At 65.3% G+C, this 19,664-nt stretch carries 17 protein-coding genes; 13 read left to right on the top strand and 4 right to left on the bottom strand.

Translation table 11 applies throughout. The features are described from left to right. The first annotated feature begins 164 nt into the window (after positions 1 to 164). From prmA to ACQKPS_RS12145, 8 genes are all read left to right on the top strand, one after another. Positions 165 to 1,043, top strand: coding sequence for a 50S ribosomal protein L11 methyltransferase (gene prmA / locus ACQKPS_RS12180; protein ID WP_427604210.1), 879 nt, complete (start codon positions 165 to 167; stop codon positions 1,041 to 1,043). 42 nt (positions 1,044 to 1,085) lie between these two features. Continuing rightward, positions 1,086 to 2,405, top strand: coding sequence for a DUF3426 domain-containing protein (locus ACQKPS_RS12175; protein ID WP_427604208.1), 1,320 nt, complete (start codon positions 1,086 to 1,088; stop codon positions 2,403 to 2,405). A 158-nt stretch (positions 2,406 to 2,563) separates the two neighbouring features. Continuing rightward, on the top strand, positions 2,564 to 3,577 hold the full coding sequence (dusB, locus tag ACQKPS_RS12170; RefSeq protein WP_186604157.1) for a tRNA dihydrouridine synthase DusB: 1,014 nt from the start codon (positions 2,564 to 2,566) through the stop codon (positions 3,575 to 3,577). Then, entirely contained in the window at positions 3,574 to 3,894 is a 321-nt protein-coding gene (gene fis, locus ACQKPS_RS12165) for a DNA-binding transcriptional regulator Fis (RefSeq protein ID WP_008093076.1), read from the top strand. Before dusB ends, fis begins: the two co-directional genes overlap by 4 nt. Positions 3,895 to 3,974: 80 nt before the next feature. Continuing rightward, positions 3,975 to 5,582: a bifunctional phosphoribosylaminoimidazolecarboxamide formyltransferase/IMP cyclohydrolase gene (purH, locus tag ACQKPS_RS12160; protein WP_054886839.1), complete on the top strand. Its 1,608-nt coding sequence runs from the start codon at positions 3,975 to 3,977 to the stop codon at positions 5,580 to 5,582. Positions 5,583 to 5,764: 182 nt separating this feature from the next. Beyond that, positions 5,765 to 7,060 (top strand): phosphoribosylamine--glycine ligase, encoded by a 1,296-nt coding sequence (purD, locus tag ACQKPS_RS12155; RefSeq protein WP_054886838.1) that lies wholly within the window; start codon positions 5,765 to 5,767, stop codon positions 7,058 to 7,060. A 135-nt stretch (positions 7,061 to 7,195) separates the two neighbouring features. Continuing rightward, positions 7,196 to 9,967 (top strand): response regulator, encoded by a 2,772-nt coding sequence (locus ACQKPS_RS12150; RefSeq protein WP_427604205.1) that lies wholly within the window; start codon positions 7,196 to 7,198, stop codon positions 9,965 to 9,967. Positions 9,968 to 10,019: 52 nt separating this feature from the next. Beyond that, complete coding sequence (locus ACQKPS_RS12145) at positions 10,020 to 10,613, top strand: MarC family protein (RefSeq protein WP_176509668.1); 594 nt, start codon at positions 10,020 to 10,022, stop codon at positions 10,611 to 10,613. 9 nt (positions 10,614 to 10,622) lie between these two features. On the opposite strand, the gene cobJ is transcribed toward ACQKPS_RS12145, so the two are convergent. The 4 genes from cobJ to cobG are packed head-to-tail and all read right to left on the bottom strand — an operon-like array spanning position 10,623 to position 14,998. Further along, positions 10,623 to 12,329, bottom strand: coding sequence for a precorrin-3B C(17)-methyltransferase (gene cobJ / locus ACQKPS_RS12140; RefSeq protein WP_427604203.1), 1,707 nt, complete (start codon positions 12,327 to 12,329; stop codon positions 10,623 to 10,625). Continuing rightward, the gene (locus ACQKPS_RS12135) at positions 12,317 to 13,048 is read right to left on the bottom strand and encodes a precorrin-2 C(20)-methyltransferase (RefSeq protein ID WP_254482962.1); all 732 of its coding nucleotides are present in this window, start codon (positions 13,046 to 13,048) and stop codon (positions 12,317 to 12,319) included. Before ACQKPS_RS12135 ends, cobJ begins: the two co-directional genes overlap by 13 nt. Next, a complete protein-coding gene (locus ACQKPS_RS12130; protein WP_085676811.1) occupies positions 13,048 to 13,674 on the bottom strand; it encodes a precorrin-8X methylmutase in 627 nt (208 codons plus the stop codon). The genes ACQKPS_RS12135 and ACQKPS_RS12130 overlap by 1 nt, the downstream gene beginning before the upstream one ends. Continuing rightward, positions 13,667 to 14,998 carry a precorrin-3B synthase gene (gene cobG, locus ACQKPS_RS12125; protein WP_427604200.1) on the bottom strand — a complete coding sequence of 444 codons (1,332 nt, stop codon included), beginning with the start codon at positions 14,996 to 14,998 and terminating at the stop codon, positions 13,667 to 13,669. The genes ACQKPS_RS12130 and cobG overlap by 8 nt, the downstream gene beginning before the upstream one ends. 182 nt (positions 14,999 to 15,180) lie before the next feature. On the opposite strand from cobG, the gene cbiE reads away from it, so the two are divergent. The 5 genes from cbiE to ACQKPS_RS12100 all read left to right on the top strand — a co-directional run bounded on the left by cbiE (position 15,181) and on the right by ACQKPS_RS12100 (position 19,594). Then, positions 15,181 to 16,392, top strand: coding sequence for a precorrin-6y C5,15-methyltransferase (decarboxylating) subunit CbiE (cbiE, locus tag ACQKPS_RS12120; RefSeq protein WP_427604198.1), 1,212 nt, complete (start codon positions 15,181 to 15,183; stop codon positions 16,390 to 16,392). After that, positions 16,385 to 17,479: a cobalt-precorrin-5B (C(1))-methyltransferase gene (locus tag ACQKPS_RS12115; RefSeq protein WP_283724226.1), complete on the top strand. Its 1,095-nt coding sequence runs from the start codon at positions 16,385 to 16,387 to the stop codon at positions 17,477 to 17,479. The genes cbiE and ACQKPS_RS12115 overlap by 8 nt, the downstream gene beginning before the upstream one ends. Continuing rightward, on the top strand, positions 17,476 to 18,210 hold the full coding sequence (locus ACQKPS_RS12110) for a cobalt-precorrin-6A reductase (RefSeq protein WP_427604196.1): 735 nt from the start codon (positions 17,476 to 17,478) through the stop codon (positions 18,208 to 18,210). The genes ACQKPS_RS12115 and ACQKPS_RS12110 overlap by 4 nt, the downstream gene beginning before the upstream one ends. Before the next feature lie 64 nt (positions 18,211 to 18,274). Then, on the top strand, positions 18,275 to 18,712 hold the full coding sequence (locus tag ACQKPS_RS12105) for an NfeD family protein (protein WP_427604194.1): 438 nt from the start codon (positions 18,275 to 18,277) through the stop codon (positions 18,710 to 18,712). A 27-nt stretch (positions 18,713 to 18,739) separates the two neighbouring features. Beyond that, positions 18,740 to 19,594 (top strand): SPFH domain-containing protein, encoded by an 855-nt coding sequence (locus ACQKPS_RS12100; protein WP_254482953.1) that lies wholly within the window; start codon positions 18,740 to 18,742, stop codon positions 19,592 to 19,594. Positions 19,595 to 19,664 lie beyond the last annotated feature (70 nt).

Here is a 19,664-nt window from a genome sequence, read left to right as displayed (position 1 = left end):
CTCCTGACCTTGAAGACCTTGGATAACCTGTGGGAGCGGGTGTGCCCGCGAAGAAGGCGACGCGGTCAGCCGCCCCTGCTCTACAAACCCCCCGCACTCGCGTAAACTGCCAGGCTTCGCGCAGCCTCGGGCTGCCCCTGTCAGATTTACCAAAGGTGCCCGCCATGCCTTGGCTGCAAGTACGCCTGGCCATCAGCCCGGAACAAGCCGAAACCTACGAAGACGCCCTGCTCGAAGTGGGCGCCGTATCGGTCACGTTCATGGATGCCGAAGACCAGCCGATCTTCGAACCCGACCTCAACACCACCCCGCTGTGGTCGCATACTCACTTGCTGGCACTGTTCGAAGCCGACGCCGAGCCGGAAGCGGTATTCGCCCACCTGCGCTTGCTGACCGGCGCCGAGCTGCCCGAGCACCAGGCCGAGGTGATCGAGGACCAGGACTGGGAACGCAGCTGGATGGACGGCTTCCAGCCAATGCGCTTTGGCCAGCGCCTGTGGATCGTGCCGAGCTGGCACGAGGCCCCCGAACAGGACGCGGTCAACCTGTTGCTCGACCCAGGCCTGGCCTTTGGCACCGGTACCCACCCGACCACCGCGCTGTGCCTGGAATGGCTCGACGGTCAGCAGCTGCAAGGCACTCAGGTACTGGACTTCGGCTGCGGCTCGGGCATCCTCGCCATCGCCGCCCTGCTGCTGGGCGCGCGCGAGGCCGTCGGTACCGACATCGACGTGCAGGCCATCGAAGCCTCGCGTGACAACGCCCAGCGCAACGGCATCGCCGACGACAAGCTGGCGCTGTACCTGCCCGAGCAGATGCCGGCGATGCAGGCCGACGTGCTGGTCGCCAACATTCTCGCCGGCCCGCTGGTGTCGCTGGCGCCGCAGCTGTCCGGCCTGGTCCGCCCAGGTGGCCTGCTGGCCCTGTCGGGCATCCTCGCCGAACAAGGTGTGGAGGTGGCTGCCGCCTACACTGCCGACTTCGACCTGGACCCGATCGTCGTACGCGACGGCTGGGTGCGCATCAGTGGTCGGCGCCGCTAAGCGGGCCTAGAATAATTCACTGCACAGCTCCCGGATCGCCGCATGACCGACAGTTTCGTCACCCAGTGCCCGCATTGCCAGACCAGCTTTCGCGTCACCCATCACCAGTTGAGCGTTGCTCGCGGTGTCGTGCGCTGCGGTCACTGCCTGCAGGTGTTCAATGCGGCCAAGCAGCTGCTGGAGCAGAACCGCGCCGCAGCCGGTGTCGCCCCACAGACACCACCGCCCGCAGTCGTCGAACCGGTCGCGGTGCCTGAGCCGGTCGCCAGCGAACCGCCTGCGGTCGAGAAAGACGACTGGGCCGTCACCGCCCAGGCGCTGGATGAGCTCGATCTGGACCAGGAACTTGCCCGCCTCGAACGCCGTGGCGAGCCTGCTGAGCCGCGCCCGGACAGCAAGGGCGCTGCGCTACAGGCCCGTCGCGACGAGCCGGTTGCCGACGAGCATGCTGATGAACTGTTCGGCACCGCGACCGACGACCGCCATGAGCCGCTTGCGGCCGATGACCCGGCGCCGGTGCTGCTGGACGAACAGCCCGGGGAGCCGGAGCCGGGTGATCGCACCGAGCCCACCCTGGGTGGCAACCTGGACCTGGAGCTTGACGACGAACCGCTTGCGCAGCGCGCTGCAGAGCCAGAGCCCAAGCAACGCTTCGACGAACACGATGACGATGTCATTCACGAAAAAGGCTTGAGTGCCCGTGATGACGACGACACCGACCTGCATTTGTCGGCCCGCGATGACGACCCGCTCGAGCCGCTGCCCGGTGAGCGCCTGGAGCCGGGCTTCGCCGCCAAGCCAGAGCGCCCGTCACGCAAGGAACCGCTGGTCGATGTCGTCGACGACCCGCTGCAACTGGGGTGGGAAAAACCCCGGCCCAACTGGGGCAAGCGCCTGTTGTGGAGCTTCCTGACCCTGCTGGCCGCTGGCCTGCTGGCATTCCAGTACGTGTGGTTCCACTTCGACGAACTAGCCCGCCAGGACCAGTACCGCCCGATCTTCCAGCAACTGTGCCCGATGCTCGGCTGCCAGGTGCCGACCCGCGTCGATATCGGCCGGATCAAGAGCAGCAACCTGGTGGTGCGCAGCCACCCGGATTTCAAGGGCGCCCTGATCGTCGATGCGATCATCTACAACCGCGCACCGTTCGCCCAACCGTTCCCGCTGCTGGAGCTGCGCTTCGCCGACCTCAACGGCCAGCTGATCGCCAGCCGTCGGTTCAAACCCAGCGAATACCTGTCGGGCGAACTGGCCGGGCGCGGCGAAATGCCGAGCCAGACGCCGATCCACATCGCCCTGGACATCCTCGACCCGGGCCCCAAGGCCGTGAACTACAGCCTCAGCTTCCGCTCCCCGGAATAAGCCCGCCAGCACATGGGGCGCGCTGACCAAAGCAAAAGACATAAGCCGACAGCTGTACAGAATTTATCCAAATCCTTCTTTATCCGGTCACCGAGAGCGGGTATCATGCCAACCCTTTTTCGGACTCCCATGATTCGGCCCCACAACAGGGAACACCTATGTCGGCGGTACGCATCGGCCCATACACACTACGCAACAACCTGATCCTCGCACCCATGGCCGGGGTCACGGACCAGCCTTTCCGGACACTTTGCAAGCGCTTGGGCGCCGGCATGGTGGTGTCGGAGATGGTCAGCAGCGACATGAGCCTGTGGAACAGCCGCAAGTCCAGCCTGCGCCGCATCCATGAGGGTGATCCCGAGCCACGCTCGGTACAGATCGCCGGTGGTGATGCGCAGATGATGGCCGCGGCGGCCCGGGCCAATGTCGAGGCAGGTGCGCAGATCATCGATATCAACATGGGCTGTCCGGCAAAAAAAGTCTGCAACAAAGCTGCAGGCTCTGCTTTATTGAGAGATGAAGACCTGGTCGCCGAAATCCTCCACGCCGTGGTCGGCGCGGTGGATGTCCCCGTGACCCTGAAAATCCGCACCGGCTGGGACCGGGCGAACAAGAACGGCCTGAACGTGGCGAAGATCGCCGAACAGGCTGGCATCCAGGCGCTGGCGGTGCATGGCCGCACACGCGCTGACCTGTATACCGGCGAAGCCGAATACGACACCATCGCTGCCATCAAGCAGGCGGTATCGATCCCGGTTTTTGCCAATGGCGATATCACTTCGCCAGAAAAGGCCCGGGCGGTGCTGGATGCCACCGGGGTCGACGGCCTGCTGATTGGCCGGGCTGCCCAGGGGCGGCCATGGATCTTTCGCGAGATCGAACATTTTCTGGGGACTGGCCAGCATTTGCCGGCCCCGCAGTTGGACGAAGTGGAACGCATCCTGCTAGAGCACCTGGCCGCGCTGCATGCCTTCTATGGCGATGTGATGGGCGTACGTATCGCCCGCAAGCACGTGGGCTGGTACCTGGCAACACGACCCGGCGGCAAGGAGTTTCGCGCCCGGTTCAACGCTTTGGAAGACACACAAGCGCAGTGCGCCAACGTTCGCGAGTTTTTCAGTGAACGTCGACAGAGCCTTGAGACAGAGGACGGACAAGGGGTGGCCGCATGACGATGATGACCGAGACATTAGTGAGTGGAACAACGCCCGTGAGCGACAACGCCAACCTCAAACAGCACCTCAACACGCCGAGCGAAGAGGGCCAGACCCTTCGCGACAGCGTCGAGAAGGCGCTGCACAACTACTTCGCACACCTGGAAGGCGCGACCGTCACCGACGTGTACAACCTGGTGCTCTCCGAAGTCGAGGCGCCCCTGCTCGAAAGCGTGATGAACTACGTGAAGGGCAACCAGACCAAGGCCAGCGAGATGCTTGGCCTCAACCGTGGCACCCTGCGCAAGAAGCTCAAGCAGTACGACTTGTTGTAAGCCAGAATCCCAATCAAAAAAGGCGGCCTCTGCGAAGAGACGCCTTTTTTGCTGACTCCACCGCGTTATTGGAACCCGAAATGACCGACCAGACTACCCGCCTGCCAGTCCGCCGCGCCCTGATCAGCGTCTCCGACAAGACCGGTATCCTCGAATTCGCCCGTGAGCTGCAACAGCTCGGTGTCGAGATCCTGTCCACCGGCGGCACCTACAAGCTGCTCAAGGACAACGGCGTGAACGCGGTGGAAGTGGCCGACTACACTGGCTTCGCCGAAATGATGGATGGCCGGGTCAAGACCCTGCATCCGAAGATCCACGGTGGCATCCTTGGCCGTCGCGGCATCGACGACGCCATCATGAACGAGCACGGCATCAAGCCGATCGACCTGGTTGCGGTCAACCTGTACCCGTTCGAAGCCACCATTTCCAAGCCAGGCTGTGACTTGCCGACCGCCATCGAGAACATCGACATCGGCGGCCCGACCATGGTCCGTTCGGCTGCCAAGAACCACAAGGATGTCGCCATCGTGGTCAACGCCAGCGACTACGCCGGCGTGCTGGAAGGCCTGAAGGCCGGCGGCCTGACCTACGCCCAGCGCTTCGACCTGATGCTCAAGGCGTTCGAACACACTGCTGCCTACGACGGCATGATTGCCAACTACATGGGCACCATCGACCAGGCGAAGGACACCCTGAGCACCGAAGCACGCAGCGAGTTCCCGCGTACCTTCAACAGCCAGTTCGTCAAGGCCCAGGAAATGCGCTACGGCGAGAACCCGCACCAGAGCGCGGCGTTCTACGTTGAAGCGAAGAAAGGCGAAGCCAGCATTTCCACCGCCGTGCAGCTGCAAGGCAAGGAACTGTCGTTCAACAACGTGGCCGACACCGACGCCGCGCTGGAGTGCGTGAAGAGCTTCGTCAAGCCAGCCTGCGTCATCGTCAAGCACGCCAACCCGTGCGGCGTGGCCGTTGTGCCTGAAGACGAAGGCGGCATCCGCAAGGCCTACGACCTGGCCTACGCCACCGACACCGAGTCGGCATTCGGCGGCATCATCGCCTTCAACCGCGAGCTGGACGGCGAAACCGCCCAAGCCATCGTCGACCGCCAGTTCGTCGAAGTGATCATCGCGCCGAAAATCTCCCAGGCGGCCCGCGACGTGGTAGCGGCCAAGCAGAACGTGCGTCTGCTGGAGTGCGGCGAGTGGCCAGCCGAGCGCGCTGCCGGTTGGGACTTCAAGCGCGTCAACGGTGGCCTGCTGGTGCAAAGCCGCGATATCGGCATGATCACCGCAGATGACCTGAAGATCGTCACCAAGCGTGCCCCGACCGAACAAGAGATCCACGATCTGGTGTTTGCCTGGAAAGTGGCCAAGTTCGTCAAGTCCAACGCCATCGTCTACGCCAAGCAGCGCCAGACCATCGGTGTCGGCGCCGGCCAGATGAGCCGCGTCAACTCCGCCCGCATCGCCGCCATCAAGGCCGAGCATGCTGGCCTGCAGGTACAGGGCGCGGTGATGGCGTCGGACGCGTTCTTCCCGTTCCGTGATGGCATCGACAACGCGGCTAAAGTGGGTATCAGCGCCGTGATCCAGCCGGGTGGTTCGATGCGTGATGCCGAAGTCATCGCCGCTGCCGACGAAGCCGGCATCGCGATGGTGTTCACCGGTATGCGCCACTTCCGCCACTGATTTACGGCAATCGGCCGCACTGAAGCAGGCATCTGCTGCGTTGGGGCCGGTTCCGCTGATGCTCATTGCCAGAAGGCAACTCCGCTCATCGGAACCGGCCCCGCCTTGCATCTACCTGCTTCATTGCGACCTCGTACAGCGTGAGGCGAGGCCTCTCGCTCGACAGATTTCGAGGTTTTGACATGAAAGTTTTGATCATCGGCAGCGGCGGCCGTGAGCACGCCCTGGCCTGGAAAGTCGCCCAGGACCCGCGCGTCGAAAAAGTCTTCGTTGCCCCGGGCAATGCCGGCACGGCCATCGAGCCGAAATGCGAGAACGTCGCCATCGACGTGTGCGCGCTGGAGCAACTGGCCGACTTCGCCGAAAAGAACGTCGACCTGACCATCGTCGGCCCGGAAGCGCCGTTGGTGATCGGCGTGGTCGACCTGTTCCGCAGCCGTGGCCTGGACTGCTTCGGTCCGACCAAGGGCGCGGCCCAGCTGGAGGGCTCCAAGGCCTTCACCAAGGATTTCCTGGCACGTCACAAGATCCCGACCGCCGACTACCAGAACTTCACCGAGATCGAGCCAGCCCTGGCCTACCTGCAGGAAAAGGGTGCCCCGATCGTGATCAAAGCCGACGGCCTGGCCGCAGGCAAGGGCGTGATCGTCGCCATGACCCTGGCAGAAGCCGAAGCCGCCGTGCGTGACATGCTGGCCGGCAATGCCTTCGGCGAGGCCGGTTCGCGCGTGGTCATCGAAGAGTTCCTCGACGGCGAGGAAGCCAGCTTCATCGTCATGGTCGACGGCCACAACGTGCTGCCCATGGCCACCAGCCAGGACCACAAGCGCGTCGGCGATCAGGATACCGGCCCGAACACCGGCGGCATGGGCGCCTACTCCCCTGCCCCGGTGGTAACTCCGGACGTACACCAGCGCGTGATGGACCAGGTGATCTGGCCGACCGTGCGTGGCATGGCCGAAGAAGGCAACGTCTACACAGGCTTCCTGTATGCCGGCCTGATGATCGACAAGGCGGGCAACCCCAAGGTCATCGAGTTCAATTGCCGCTTCGGCGACCCTGAGACCCAGCCAGTCATGCTGCGCCTGGAGTCGAGCCTGGTGCTGCTGGTCGAAGCCGCCTTCGCCAAGGCGCTGGACAAGGTCGAAGCGCAGTGGGACCCGCGCCCGAGCCTGGGCGTGGTGCTGGCTGCCGGCGGTTACCCGGGTGACTACGCCAAGGGCGACGTGATCAACGGCCTGGAGGCTGCGGCCAAGATCGAAGGCAAGGTGTTCCATGCCGGTACTTCGCTCAAGGACGGTCAGGTTGTCACCAACGGCGGCCGTGTGCTCTGCGCGACCGCCATGGGTGCCAGCGTCGCCGATGCCCAGCAGCAGGCCTACCGCCTGGCCAAGGAAGTGAGCTGGAACGGCAGCTTCTACCGCACCGACATCGGCTACCGGGCTATCGCCCGCGAGCGCGGTGAGCACCAGCAGTAACTTGTACCGGAGTGCCGCAGCGCCTTGTGCCTGCGGCATCCGGCTCGTCGACAGGGCCCCACGGGGGCCTTGCCTTCGCCTTGGCGCGCCGCGCATAGTTAGTATCTGGCACATCGGCTAGGAAGGGATCTCGTAGTGCGTCGGCTTCGGATTGCCACAGCTCTGATCGTCAGCTTGCTGACCCTGCTCTGCCTGTTGCCGGCTTCGGCCGAACAGGGCGGAGGCTGGTCCGTTCTGCTCGACGAACAGGCCAACCTGCAGTTGAGCGACGTGCGCTCCGATCGCTATCGCAGCCAGTTCAGCCCTATCACCCTTGGCGAACTCGATGCCGCACCGGCTGAACAGGCGCTGTGGTTGCACTACCACCTGGAACCGGGTGACCAGGAGCAACTGCTGCGCATCTTCGCTCCCGACCTGTCGCGCCTCGATCTGTACGCCCTCGATGGCGACAGGCTGCTGCGCCAGCTGCACCATGGCCGCCAGGCCGGTAACGGCAGCCCGACCCTGCGCGGCAGCGACCATGTATTACCCTTGCCCAACAGCCCGCACGCGCTGGACATCTACCTGCGTCTGGTCTCGGAACACCAGCTGCGCCCGGCGATAAGCCTGGAGCCCGCAGCGGTAGCCGCCTCCGACCATGGCCAACCCCTGCTGTTCGGCATGCTGTTCGGTGGCCTGGTGATGCTCATCCTGCATAACCTGATCCGCTTCATCTACACCCGCTCCAGCACCACCCTGTATCTTGCCCTGTACCACGGGCTGATGCTGCTCAGCGGCCTGATCCTGCTCAACCTCAGCGGCCCGTGGTGGCACCTGTGGCACAGCGCGCAAACCCCGGCGGCCTACCTGACCCTGGTTCTGGCCGGGCTGTCGGGGCTGTATTTCACCCAGCATTTCTTCTCTCCCTGCAACTCACCGCGGCTCAACCGCCTGCTGCAGGGTGAAATGCTGGTCGCAGCGGTCAGCGGGCTGATCCTGCTGTTTGTCGATACCTTGCCGCTCAACCTGATGACCTATGCCCTGCTGGCACTCGGCAGCGTGACCATGCTGATAGCCAGCAGCTACCACTGGTACAAGGGCTATGCGCCGGCACGGCTGTTCAGCGTCGCCATGCTGGTGTTCAACCTTGGCGGCCTGGTGCTGCTGCCCGCCCTGCTCGGCCTGACCCGCACCTCGACGCCGTGGCTGCTGTGCATCCTCCTCGGCATGACCGTGGTCAGCGGCCTGCTGCTCAACCTGGCCGTCAGTGAGCGCCTGCGGCGCATCAGCGAAGAACGTTTCCGCGCCAGCCGTGCGCTGGCGGCAAGCGATGCCGAAATCAACGCCAAGGCCGAGTTCCTGGCCAAGATCAGCCACGAAATCCGTACCCCCATGAACGGTGTCCTGGGCATGACCGAGCTGTTGCTCGGCACGCCACTGTCGGTCAAGCAGCGCGACTATGTACAGACCATCCACAGCGCCGGCAACGAGCTGCTGACGCTGATCAATGAGATTCTCGACATTTCCAAACTGGAATCGCGGCAGATCGAACTGGATGACGTGCAGTTCGACCTCAACGCCCTGATCGAAGACTGCCTGAACATTTTCCGCGCCAAGGCCGAGCAGCAGAATATCGAGCTGATCAGTTTCACCCAGCCGCAGGTGCCGCGGGTCATCAGCGGTGACCCGACACGCCTGCGCCAAGCCTTGTCGAGCCTGCTGGAAAATGCCCTGAAGAACACCTCCCAGGGCGAAATCCTGCTGGTGGTAGCGCTGGATCAGCGCGGTGAAATCCCACGCCTGCGCATTGCCGTGCAGGACAGTGGCGAGCCGCTGCCTGCGGCCGAGCGCGAGGCCTTGCTGCAGGCCGAGCTGCACAGCCACCACTTCCTTTCCAGCAACAAGCTTGGCGGCCACCTCGGGCTGGTCATCGCCAAGCAGCTGATCGGCCTGATGCAAGGCGAGTTCGGCATCAAGAGCAGCACCAGCATGGGCAATACCCTGTGGCTGACCTTGCCGCTCGATCCATCACGTCTGGAGCAGCCGCCGGCAGACCTGGACGGCCCGTTACGCGACGCCCGGGTCCTGGTGGTCGACGACAACGACACCTGCCGCAAAGTCCTAGTGCAGCAGTGCAGCGCATGGGGCATGAATGTCAGCGCGGTGCCATCCGGCAAGGAGGCGCTGGCCCTGCTGCGGACCAAGGCGCACCTTCGCGACTATTTCGACGCGGTGTTGCTGGACCAGAACATGCCGGGCATGACTGGCATGCAGCTGGCGGCCAAGATCAAGGAAGACCCGAGCCTGAACCACGACATCCTGGTGGTCATGCTCACCGGCATCAGCAACGCGCCCAGCAAGGTCATCGCGCGCAATGCCGGGATCAAGCGCATCCTTGCCAAGCCGGTTGCCGGCTATACGCTCAAGACCACCCTGGCCGAAGAACTGGCCCAGCGTGGCCGCGATCAGGGGGTGCCGGCTGCGCTGCCTGGCGCGCAGGGCTCACTTGAGTTGCCGAGCGACTTCCGTGTGCTGGTGGCCGAAGACAACAGTATCTCGACCAAGGTCATCCGCGGCATGCTCGGCAAACTCAACCTGGAGCCGGACACCGCCAGCAACGGCGAAGAGGCCTTGCAGGCGATGAAGGCGCAGCGTTACGACCTGGTGTTGATGGACTGCGAAATGCCGGTGCTGGACGGTTTCTCCGCGACCCAGCAGTTGCGTGCCTGGGAAACCACCAACCAGCGTCAGCGCACCCCGGTGGTGGCGCTGACCGCGCATATACTGGCTGAGCACAAGGAGCGCGCACGGCTGGCCGGCATGGACGGCCACATGGCCAAGCCGGTGGAGCTGTCACAGTTGCGCGAGTTGATCCAGTACTGGGCCAATCAGCGCGAAGCGAAAGCTGATCCGGCGCACAGCTCGTAACCAGACGGGTCGCTCCTGCACGCCACCCTTATCCCTCAAGGATCATCCCATGCTGCATGACTTGTTCAGTGTCTACCTGAAGATGCTGGTGCTCTACAGCCCGTTCTTCGTGCTGTCATGCTTCATCAGCCTGACCCGAGGCCACTCCAGCAAAGAGCGCAAACAGCTGGCCTGGAAGGTCGCCTTTGCCGCGCTGGTGGCCAGCGTCCTGCTGTACCTGTTCGGCAGGGTGATCTTCGGTATTTTCGGTATCACCGCCGACGCCTTCCGCATTGGTGCAGGCAGCGTACTGTTCATCTCGGCGCTGGGCATGGCCCAGGGCAAACCGGCTGTGCAGGCCGACAACGTGCAGCAGGACGTGACCATCGTGCCACTCACCATCCCGCTCACCGTAGGCCCAGGCACCATCGGGGCACTGCTGGTGATGGGCGTGGGCCAACCGCACTGGGACGACAAGCTGCTGGCCATTGTCAGCATCGCACTGGCCAGCTTCACCGTCGGCCTGGTGTTGTACCTCTCGCACGGCATTGAAAAACTGCTCGGTGACCAGGGCCTGCAGATCGTCAGCCGCCTGATGGGGCTGTTCGTCTGCGCCCTGGCGGCGCAGATCATCTTTACCGGGATCAAGGGCTACCTGGTCGGTTAGCCCTCAGGTTCAGGGCGCGGCGGGGTACCAACGCGGGGTGTAGACCCATTGCCCGCCACTGGCACGGTCGAAGGTACAGGTCGTGGAGGAACCGACCAGCACCATGGTGCGCATGTCGACCATCTCCGGCGTCAGCTCGGCCAAGCTCACCACCCTCAGCGTCTGCCCCGGCCGGCCGATATCGCGCCCCAACACCACCGGCGTCTGCCCATCCCGGTGCCGGCGCACGATCTCCAGTGCCGTGCCAAGCTGATGCGGCCTGGACCTGGAAATCGGGTTGTAGAAGGCCAGCACCAGGTCCGCCTGGGCCGCCAGGTCCAGGCGTTTTTCGATGATCGACCAGGGTTTGAGGTTGTCAGACAGCGACATCACGCAGAAGTCATGCCCCAACGGCGCGCCAGCTTGCGCGGCGGTTGCCAGCGAAGCCGATACCCCAGGCAGGATCTCCAGGTCGACACGGTGCCAGGCAGGGTCGCAAGACTCGTGCAGGGCTTCGAGCACCGCTGCGGCCATGGCGAACACACCAGGGTCGCCCGACGACACCACCACCACCGAACGGCCCTGGGCCGCCAGCTCGAAGGCATGCCGGGCACGCTGCATCTCTTCCCGGTTGTCGGTGCAGTGCTGCACCTGATCGTCACGGAACGGCCCGGCCATGCGCACGTAGGTCTCGTAGCCGAGGATGTCCTCGGCCCGCGCAAGCTCGGCTTTCACCGCCGGCACCATCAGCTCGGCCGCCCCTGGGCCAAGGCCGATCACTGCCAGGCGACCGCGCTTGCGCCCCAAACGTGCCGTATCGACCGGCAACGGCGCCGCAGCGATGACCAGGCCAGACTGCTCGACCAGGCGCGCCTCGGGCAAAGCCTCGGCCGCCATGCTGGCCAAGGTGCCGTTCATGGCCGCGAAGCGCAGCACGACGCCCAGTTCTGCGGCGGCCTCGTGCAACAACGGCTCGGCCATCGCCTGCTCGGCGACCAGCAGACACGCCAGCGAGGGCTCGGCAATGCCGGCCTCACGCAAGGCGCCACGTACCTGTTCAGCCAGGCCGGGCCCGCCTGCGGCGAGCGCCACCACCACCGAGCGTGGGTGGATCAGCAGCTCGTCACGGCTGGCCACGCGCACGTCACAGCCAACGTGGATGGTGCGCCGGGCGGTGTCGCTGGCTGGCAGTTGCGCCTGCGCAAGCCAGGGGGCATCACCCTCGACACGCACGCTTTCGCCGGCCAGCAGGTCGGAGACAAAGCGCTTGCCCTGCTCGAGGTCCGCCAGGGCATAGCCCTCGGGCGGGTTGAGCAGGCAGGTGCCGAAGCGCAATTCACCACTGGTGGTGATCGCTGCAGCCACCCCCAGGGTCTCGCCAAGTTCGCGCGCCATGAGGTTGACCCCGCTCAGACCACCCAACAACGGCACCACTGCGCTACCGTCCTCGGCGACGGCCAGCACGGGCGGCTCCGCTCCTTTCTCATCGAGCAGGCTGGCCAGGCTGCGGATGACGATGCCGGCAGCACACAGCGCGATGATCGGGGTGGCCTGCTGGTAGAGCATGCGCAGGGTGTCGGCAAATCCGTCGTAATACTGATCGGCGCCCTCGACCCGACCGCGCAGGCCGTAGACGGTCGCCTGTGGATAACGCTGCTGGATGCGCTGCGCCGTGGCCAGGCTCCCCGCTCCAAGGATGACGATGGCCGGTGCCTGTTGCCTGTTCAGCCCTGCCATTTTTCCCCCGGTACGATGATCAGCGAGAAGTACGGCGAAGACTGTGGATCCACGTCATCCAGCGGCACGATCTTCTGGTTGGCCATGGTGGCTCGCTCGACGTACAGCGCACGCCCGTCCAGGCCGAGTTCGGCGAGTACCTGGCGCACCTTGGGGAAGTTGCGGCCCAGCTTCATGATCACCGCCGCATCGGCATCTGCCAGGCGACGCTTGAGCTCTTCGGCCGGCAGCACGCCCGACAGTACCGACAGGCTCTGGTTACGGTACACCAGCGGCGCGCCCAGCACCGAGGCGCCACCGAGCATCGAACAGACGCCCGGGACCACTTCGGCCTCATGCTGTTGGGCAAGCCGGTCGTGCAGGTACATGTAGGAGCCGTAGAAGAACGGGTCACCTTCGCAGATCACCGCCACGTCACGGCCGGCATCCAGGTGCTCGGCCACCTGCACGGCCGCTTCATCGTAGAAATCGCTGATCACCTGTTCGTAGGACAGCGGCGCCGGCAGTGCCTCGGTCGTGACCGGGTACACCAGCGGCAGCAGGGTCTGCTCGGCTTGCAGGTGGGCCTCGATGATGCCGAAGGCGTTGCCGCGCTTGCCCTTGGCCACGAAATACGCCACCACCGGCGCCTCGCGTAGCAGGCGCAGGGCCTTGACGGTGATCAGTTCAGGGTCGCCAGGGCCTACGCCCAGCCCCAGCAGTCGTCCGCGCGGTGCCATCACTCTACCTCCGTGGCCAGGGCGTTGACCGCGGCAGCGGCCATTGCGCTGCCGCCCAGGCGGCCTTGCATGATCACGAACGGCACGCCGCGGCTGTCGGCGGCGAGCATCGCCTTGGACTCGGCGGCACCGACGAAGCCGACCGGGAAGCCGAGGATCAGGGCGGGTTTGGGCGCCCCGGCATCGATCATCTCCAGCAGGTAGAACAGCGCCGTCGGGGCATTGCCGATCACCACCACGCTGCCCTCCAGGTGCGGGCGCCACAGCTCCAGGGCCACGGCGGAGCGGGTGTTGCCGGCCTCCTTGGCCAGGCCTGGCACGCTAGGGTCGCGCAAGGTGCAGATCACCGGGTTGTTGGCGGGCAAGCGTGCGCGGGTGATGCCTTCGGCGACCATGTGTGCGTCGCAAAGGATCGGTGCGCCATTGGCCAAGGCTTCACGACCGGCGCGGCCGGCACCTTCGGAGAACTGCAGGCCATCGATGGCCTCGACCATGCCGCAGGCATGGATCACGCGCACGGCGAGTTTTTCCAGGTCTGCGGGAATCCGCTCGAGCCGGGCTTCCTCGCGGATGATCCGGAAGGAATTGCGATAGATCTCCTGACCATCGCGGATGTAGTCAATCATCAAGGTGCTCCGTCGGCAGGGCGAGCATGGCGCCTGCTTCATTCAAGGTAAGGTCGGTGGCGCGCAGGGCACCCAGGCCCGGCAGGTGCGCGTCACGCAGATACAGGTCATAGCGGCCCGGTGAACGGGCCAGCAGCGTAGCCGGGGCAACATGGGCCACGGCGCAGGAACGGGGGCAGCCGGACAGGTGCACGCTGCCGGGCGCGCCACTGCCCAGCATCGCCGCCAGCTCGACAGCGTCCGCCTTGGTCTCGGCCAGAGCCTTGGCGCAGCCGCTGCTGCCGGTGCAGGCAACCACGCGCACCAAGGGATCATCCACTTGGCAGAGCAAGCCCAGCGCCGACAGCTCGGTACGGGCCTGTTCGAGGCCGGCAGCGCTGATGTTGGTCAGCATCAGGCTTTGCCAGGGGCTCAGGCGCAGGCTGCCATCCCCCCATTGCCGGGCTACCCGGGCAGCACCGCGCAACATGGCGGGCGACAGGCGGCCCAGCGGCGGCGCGACGCCCAACGCCATGCCATTCAGCTGGGCCACGGCACCCAGCCAAGGCTGTTCGCACACGTGACGTTGCCACCTGAGCACCGCCGCATCGCGGCGCATGTGCAGGCCAAGGCCGTTGATGAAGTCCTCGACCGGGTAGCCTTGCAGCAATTGCCGCATGCGCGACTGCTCCGGGCTGGCCAGGTCGAGAAAGCGATCGAGCACCGCACGCACCAGCGCCAGCCCCTGCTCCAGCGGCACCGCGCCCAGCACCTGGCCATCGGCCGGGCAGCTGGCCAGGCCGAACGCCAGCCAGTCGCGCTGCTCCAGGCGCAGTGCCGAAAGCCACAGGTCGTGCGGGTGTTCGAGCATCGCCACGCCCTCACCACCGTCCAGCTGCACGGCGAACTTGGCCGACAGCTCATGGAAGCGCGGCGTGCCTTGCAGCAGCTCGAGGATCCGCCCGGCCAGGGGGCGGACATCCAGCAGCATCGACGGGTCATGGCCGGCCAGCGGGCTGAGCATCAGGTTGCGCACGTCGTCGCTGGCTGCGTCACGCGGACCGAGGCCGGCGGCCAGCAGGCTTTCGACCAGCCCGGCATGATCGCTGCCGATGCCGCGGATCTGCAGGTTGCCGCGGTTGGTGGCCTCGATCACGCCAGCGGCGAAACGCTCGGCTGCCGCTGCCACCGCGTCTGCCTGGTCGGCCAGCAGCAGGCCGCCGGGCAGCTTGATGCGGCAGATGCCACCGTCACGGGCGCTGACGATGCGCCACAACCCCGGGCAGGCCGAGGGACGGGGAGATGCTAGGGGCGTGTTGGCTGGCGTCAAAGGGGCGTCCGGCAATCGCTGAAAGTGCGCTTGAGTGTAGAAGGCGCGGTATTATGCCTGCTTTGTCCGGCGGCATGAAAAGCCGGTGGTCGAGCATTGACTGCGATCGGGCAGAAATTCAGGACCGCGTCGCCCTCTTCGCGGGTAAACCCGCTCCCACAGGATCCCCAGGCCCCAACAATGGCGGAACGAAACACATGACCCCCTGGCTGACAGTAGTAGGCATCGGCGAAGACGGCTTCAGTGGCTTGGGCAAACAGGCCCGGCGCGCCCTGCTGGGTGCCTCGCGGATCATCGGCAGCCCGCGCCAGCTGGCCCTGCTGCCGCGCTGCATCGGCGCCGAGCGGCAAGACTGGCCGAGCCCGTTTTCGCTCGCCCCGGTACTGGCCCTGCGCGGTGAGCCGGTCTGCGTACTGGCCAGCGGCGACCCGATGTTCTTTGGCGTCGGCGCCAGCCTGGCGCGGCAGGTACCGGCCGCGGAAATGCAGGTGCTGTCGATGCCTTCTTCCTGTGCCCTGGCTGCTGCCCGCCTGGGCTGGCCACTGCAGGACGTGCAGGTGGTGTCCGTGGTCGCACGCCCGTTGGCGACGCTCAATGCCCAGCTCTTCAGCGGCCAGCGCCTGCTGGTGCTGAGCAATGACGGCGACAGCCCTGCGGCCATCGCCGCACTGTTGCGCGAGCGCGGTTTCGGGCCCAGCCGCCTGCATGTGCTGGAACACCTTGGTGGCGCAGCCGAGCGTCATCTGTGCGGCACCGCCGATGACTGGCCCCACCGCGAAATCGCCGCCCTCAACCTGGTCGCCATCGAGTGCCTGATCAGCCCGAATGCCATGCCGCTGTCACGTGTGCCCGGGCTGCCAGACAGCGCCTTCCGCCATGACGGCCAGCTGACCAAGCGCGATGTGCGTGCCATCACCCTGGCGCGCCTGGCGCCGCAGCCCGGTGAGTTGCTATGGGATGTCGGTGCCGGCTGTGGCTCGATCGGCATCGAATGGATGCGTGCTCACCCTGCCTGCCGCACCCTCGCCATCGAAGCCGACGAAAACCGCCAGGGCTTCATCGAATACAACCGCGATGTCCTCGGCGTGCCAGGCCTTCAGCTGGTTCGCGGCAAGGCACCCGACGCTTTGGCCGGGCTGGAACGCCCGGACGCCATTTTCATTGGTGGCGGCGTGACCCGCGAAGGCGTATTGCCGCTGTGCTGGGAACGCTTGCGCCCCGGTGGGCGGCTGGTGGCCAATGCCGTGACCCTGCAAAGCGAGCTGGCCCTGGCGCACTTCCGTGAACAACACGGTGGCGAACTGACCCGTATCCATGTCGCCCAGGCCCAGCCGTTGGGCGCCTTCGACACCTGGCGCCAGGCGCTGCCGATCACCGTGCTCGACCTGGTAAAGCCCTTCGATGCGTGAAGAGACCCACGAGCAGCCCGCGCCCCTGCGCAGTGGCCTGACCACCGGCAGCTGCGCCACCGCCACCAGCCTTGCCGCCGCCAAATTGCTGCTGACCGGCCAGTGCGACGACGCGGTGAGCATCACCCTGCCCAAGGGCAAGGTGGTGCAGATGCGCCTCGAGTTCTGCCGCCTGGTCGGCGAGCGTGCCGAGGCGGGCACACTCAAGGATGCCGGCGACGACCCGGACGTTACCCACGGCGCCCTGCTCTACAGCCAGATCCGCTTGCAGCCGCAGCCCGGCATACGCTTCGTCGCAGGCCAGGGCGTGGGGACCGTCACCCGCCCCGGCCTGGTGCTGGCAGTCGGTGAGCCGGCCATCAATCCAGTGCCACGGCGGATGATCAGCGAGCACTTGCAGCAGCTGGCCGATGATTGCGGCTACCCGGGCGGCTTCGAGGTCACGGTCAATGTGCAAGGCGGGGAAGCGCTGGCACTGAAGACCATGAACCCGCGCCTGGGCATCCTCGGTGGGCTGTCGATCCTCGGCACCAGCGGCATCGTCCGGCCCTTTTCCTGCTCGGCGTATATCGCCTCGATCCACCAGGGTATCGACGTGGCCCACACCAACGGCTATACCCACATCGCCGCCTGCACCGGCAACGCCAGTGAAGACACCATGCGCCGCGTCTACAACTTGCCGGAAATCGCCCTGATCGAGATGGGCGACTTCGTCGGCGCCGTGCTCAAGCACGTACGCAAGGTACCGGTGCCACGCCTGACCCTGTGCGGTGGGTTCGGCAAGATCAGCAAGCTGGCTGCCGGCCACATGGACCTGCACAGCCGCCACTCCAGCATCGACCTGCCGCAGCTGGCAGGCTGGGCCGCTGACATCGGTGCCGACGCGGGGCTGCAGGCGGCCATCATCGCCGCCAATACCAGCCAGCAGGCGCTGGCCCTGGCACATGCCGCCGGTATCGCCCTGGGCGACGCAGTGTGCGCCCATGCCCTGGCTTTTGCCCGCAGCGTGGTGCCGGCTCAGGTGCACGTCGAAGTGTTTGCCATCGACCGCCAGGGCGGCATCGTGGGCAAGGCAGGTGTGCAATGAACCGCCGAATCCTGCTGCTCGGTGGCGTCACCGAAGCCTTGGCCATCGCCCGCCAGCTCGGCCCCGAGCACGTCTACAGCCTGGCCGGCATCGGCCGCGTGCCGCAGGACCTCACTTGCCAGGTGCGGGTCGGTGGCTATGGGGGGGCCGACGGTCTGGCCGCTTACCTGCGTGAAGCCGGCATTACCCTGCTGATCGACGCCACCCACCCCTATGCGGCGCAGATCAGCCGCAACGCTGCCAGCGCCGCACGGGCGGCCGGCATTCCCTGCTGGGCCTTGCGCCGCCCGGCCTGGCAGGCACAGCCGGGCGACGCCTGGCATGAAGTGGAAGACTGGGCAGGGCTGATCGAGGCGCTCAAGCCGTTCAAGCGGCCGTTGTTCACGCTTGGCCGCGAGCCACTGCAACACCTCGCCGAGATTCCGCCGGAGCAGTTCTGGACCTTGCGCGCACTCGAAGCCTGTGCGGGTAATGAGCGTTGTGAGGTGATCGGTGCACGTGGGCCGTTTCAGATAGAGGATGAGCGGGCACTGTTCGAGCGTTGTCGCATCGATGTGCTGGTGAGCAAGAACAGCGGCAGCGTGGCAACCGAGCCTAAGCTGGAGGTAGCACGGGAACGCGGCGTGCCGGTGTTGATATTGAAACGCCCGGCATTACCTCAGGTGGATCGAGCATTCCTATCCCCTGCCCAATTGACTACAGCGCTTTCAGACTTTTCCTTCGACCCATGAAGTGGCCTTGTGCCGCAACACTGCCTTAGACTTACGCCCTCCTCTCTGGAAGGCGTCCCCCCATATGGAAATGCAATGGTGGATCTGGCTGGTCTTCGGTATCGGCCTGATCCTGCTCGAACTGGTCCTGCCCACGTTCTTCATCATCTGGTTCGGCATCGGTGCCGTGCTGGTCTCGCTCATCGCCCTGGCCGCCCCCGCCCTGCAACTCGACATGCAGGTGCTGCTGTGGGTGGTGTTTTCCTCGGTGACCACGTTCCTCTGGTTCAAGCTGTTCAAGCGCAAGCAACCGGACGTGCGCTGGACCGCAGACAGCGTGATCGGTGAGGTCGGGCTGCTGACCAGCAGCGTCTCGCCCTTCCAGAAAGGCCGCGTGCGTTTCCAGAAACCGCTGCTCGGCAACGAGGAATGGACCTGCGTCGCCGACAGCGACATCCCGGCAGGCGAGCGTGTGCGGCTCGTCGCCATCGAAGGCAACACCGCCCGGGTCGTCCGGGCCTGAATTGGCATCTAAAAGGAAGTTTGCATCATGACCAGCCTCATCGTTGTCGGCGCCATCGCCCTGTTCGTCCTGATCACCGTGTTCAAGGGCGTGCGTATCGTCCCCCAAGGCGAGGAGTGGATCGTCGAGCGCCTGGGCCGCTACCACAGCACCCTCAAACCTGGCCTGAACATCGTCATCCCGTACATGGACGTGGTCGCCTACCGCCTGCCGACCAAGGACATCATCCTCGACGTGCAGGAGCAGGAAATCATCACCAGGGACAACGCAGTGATCGTCGCCAACGCACTGTGCTTCGCCAAGGTGGTCGACCCGCAGAAGGCCTCCTATGGTGTGCAGAACTTCTCCTTTGCCGTCACCAGCCTGACCATGACCTCGCTGCGCGCCATCGTCGGTGCGATGGACCTGGACGAAGCGCTGTCCAGCCGCGAACAGATCAAGGCGCGTCTACGTGAAGCGATGTCCGAGCAGACCGAAGACTGGGGCGTGACCGTGCGCTCGGTGGAGATCCAGGACATCAAGCCATCGCAGAACATGCAACTGGCCATGGAGCGCCAGGCGGCCGCCGAGCGTGAACGTAAAGCCGACGTGACCCGCGCCGAAGGTGCCAAGCAGGCGGCAATCCTCGAAGCCGAGGCGCGCTTGCAATCTGCCAAGCTGGATGCCGAGGCACAGATCAACCTGGCCGAGGCTTCGGCGCGGGCGATCTCGCTGGTCAAGGAAGCAGTGGGTAACGAGACCGTACCGGCCATGTACCTGCTTGGCGAGCGTTATGTAGGGGCCATGGAGAACCTGGCCAACAGCAGCAATGCCAAGGTCGTGGTGCTGCCAGCGGACCTGCAGGAAACCGTGCGTGGCCTGCTGGGCCGCAACAAGGCCTGAGTCTGCCGGGGCTGTCTTGCAGCCCCGAACCGCCCGGGCCTGCGTCACTTCACCACACCCCACCATTTTT

Origin of the sequence: Pseudomonas sp. NPDC086566, assembly GCF_050280885.1 — a bacterium.
In the GTDB taxonomy this organism is placed as follows: domain Bacteria; phylum Pseudomonadota; class Gammaproteobacteria; order Pseudomonadales; family Pseudomonadaceae; genus Aquipseudomonas; species Aquipseudomonas vlassakiae.
The sequence above is the reverse complement of the archived record's forward strand: the minus strand, read 5'-3'. Positions and strand labels throughout refer to the sequence as shown.

What these genes read in the sequence shown, in the direction of transcription:
- prmA (WP_427604210.1), top strand. Translation starts at nt 165, where the DNA reads ATGCCTTGGCTGCAAGTACGCCTGGCCATCAGCCCGGAACAAGCCGAA.
- ACQKPS_RS12175 (WP_427604208.1), top strand. Translation starts at nt 1,086, where the DNA reads ATGACCGACAGTTTCGTCACCCAGTGCCCGCATTGCCAGACCAGCTTT.
- dusB (WP_186604157.1), top strand. Translation starts at nt 2,564, where the DNA reads ATGTCGGCGGTACGCATCGGCCCATACACACTACGCAACAACCTGATC.
- fis (WP_008093076.1), top strand. Translation starts at nt 3,574, where the DNA reads ATGACGATGATGACCGAGACATTAGTGAGTGGAACAACGCCCGTGAGC.
- purH (WP_054886839.1), top strand. Translation starts at nt 3,975, where the DNA reads ATGACCGACCAGACTACCCGCCTGCCAGTCCGCCGCGCCCTGATCAGC.
- purD (WP_054886838.1), top strand. Translation starts at nt 5,765, where the DNA reads ATGAAAGTTTTGATCATCGGCAGCGGCGGCCGTGAGCACGCCCTGGCC.
- cobJ (WP_427604203.1), bottom strand. Translation starts at nt 12,329, where the DNA reads ATGGCAGGGCTGAACAGGCAACAGGCACCGGCCATCGTCATCCTTGGA.
- ACQKPS_RS12135 (WP_254482962.1), bottom strand. Translation starts at nt 13,048, where the DNA reads ATGGCACCGCGCGGACGACTGCTGGGGCTGGGCGTAGGCCCTGGCGAC.
- ACQKPS_RS12130 (WP_085676811.1), bottom strand. Translation starts at nt 13,674, where the DNA reads ATGATTGACTACATCCGCGATGGTCAGGAGATCTATCGCAATTCCTTC.
- cbiE (WP_427604198.1), top strand. Translation starts at nt 15,181, where the DNA reads ATGACCCCCTGGCTGACAGTAGTAGGCATCGGCGAAGACGGCTTCAGT.
- ACQKPS_RS12115 (WP_283724226.1), top strand. Translation starts at nt 16,385, where the DNA reads ATGCGTGAAGAGACCCACGAGCAGCCCGCGCCCCTGCGCAGTGGCCTG.
- ACQKPS_RS12110 (WP_427604196.1), top strand. Translation starts at nt 17,476, where the DNA reads ATGAACCGCCGAATCCTGCTGCTCGGTGGCGTCACCGAAGCCTTGGCC.
- ACQKPS_RS12105 (WP_427604194.1), top strand. Translation starts at nt 18,275, where the DNA reads ATGGAAATGCAATGGTGGATCTGGCTGGTCTTCGGTATCGGCCTGATC.
- ACQKPS_RS12100 (WP_254482953.1), top strand. Translation starts at nt 18,740, where the DNA reads ATGACCAGCCTCATCGTTGTCGGCGCCATCGCCCTGTTCGTCCTGATC.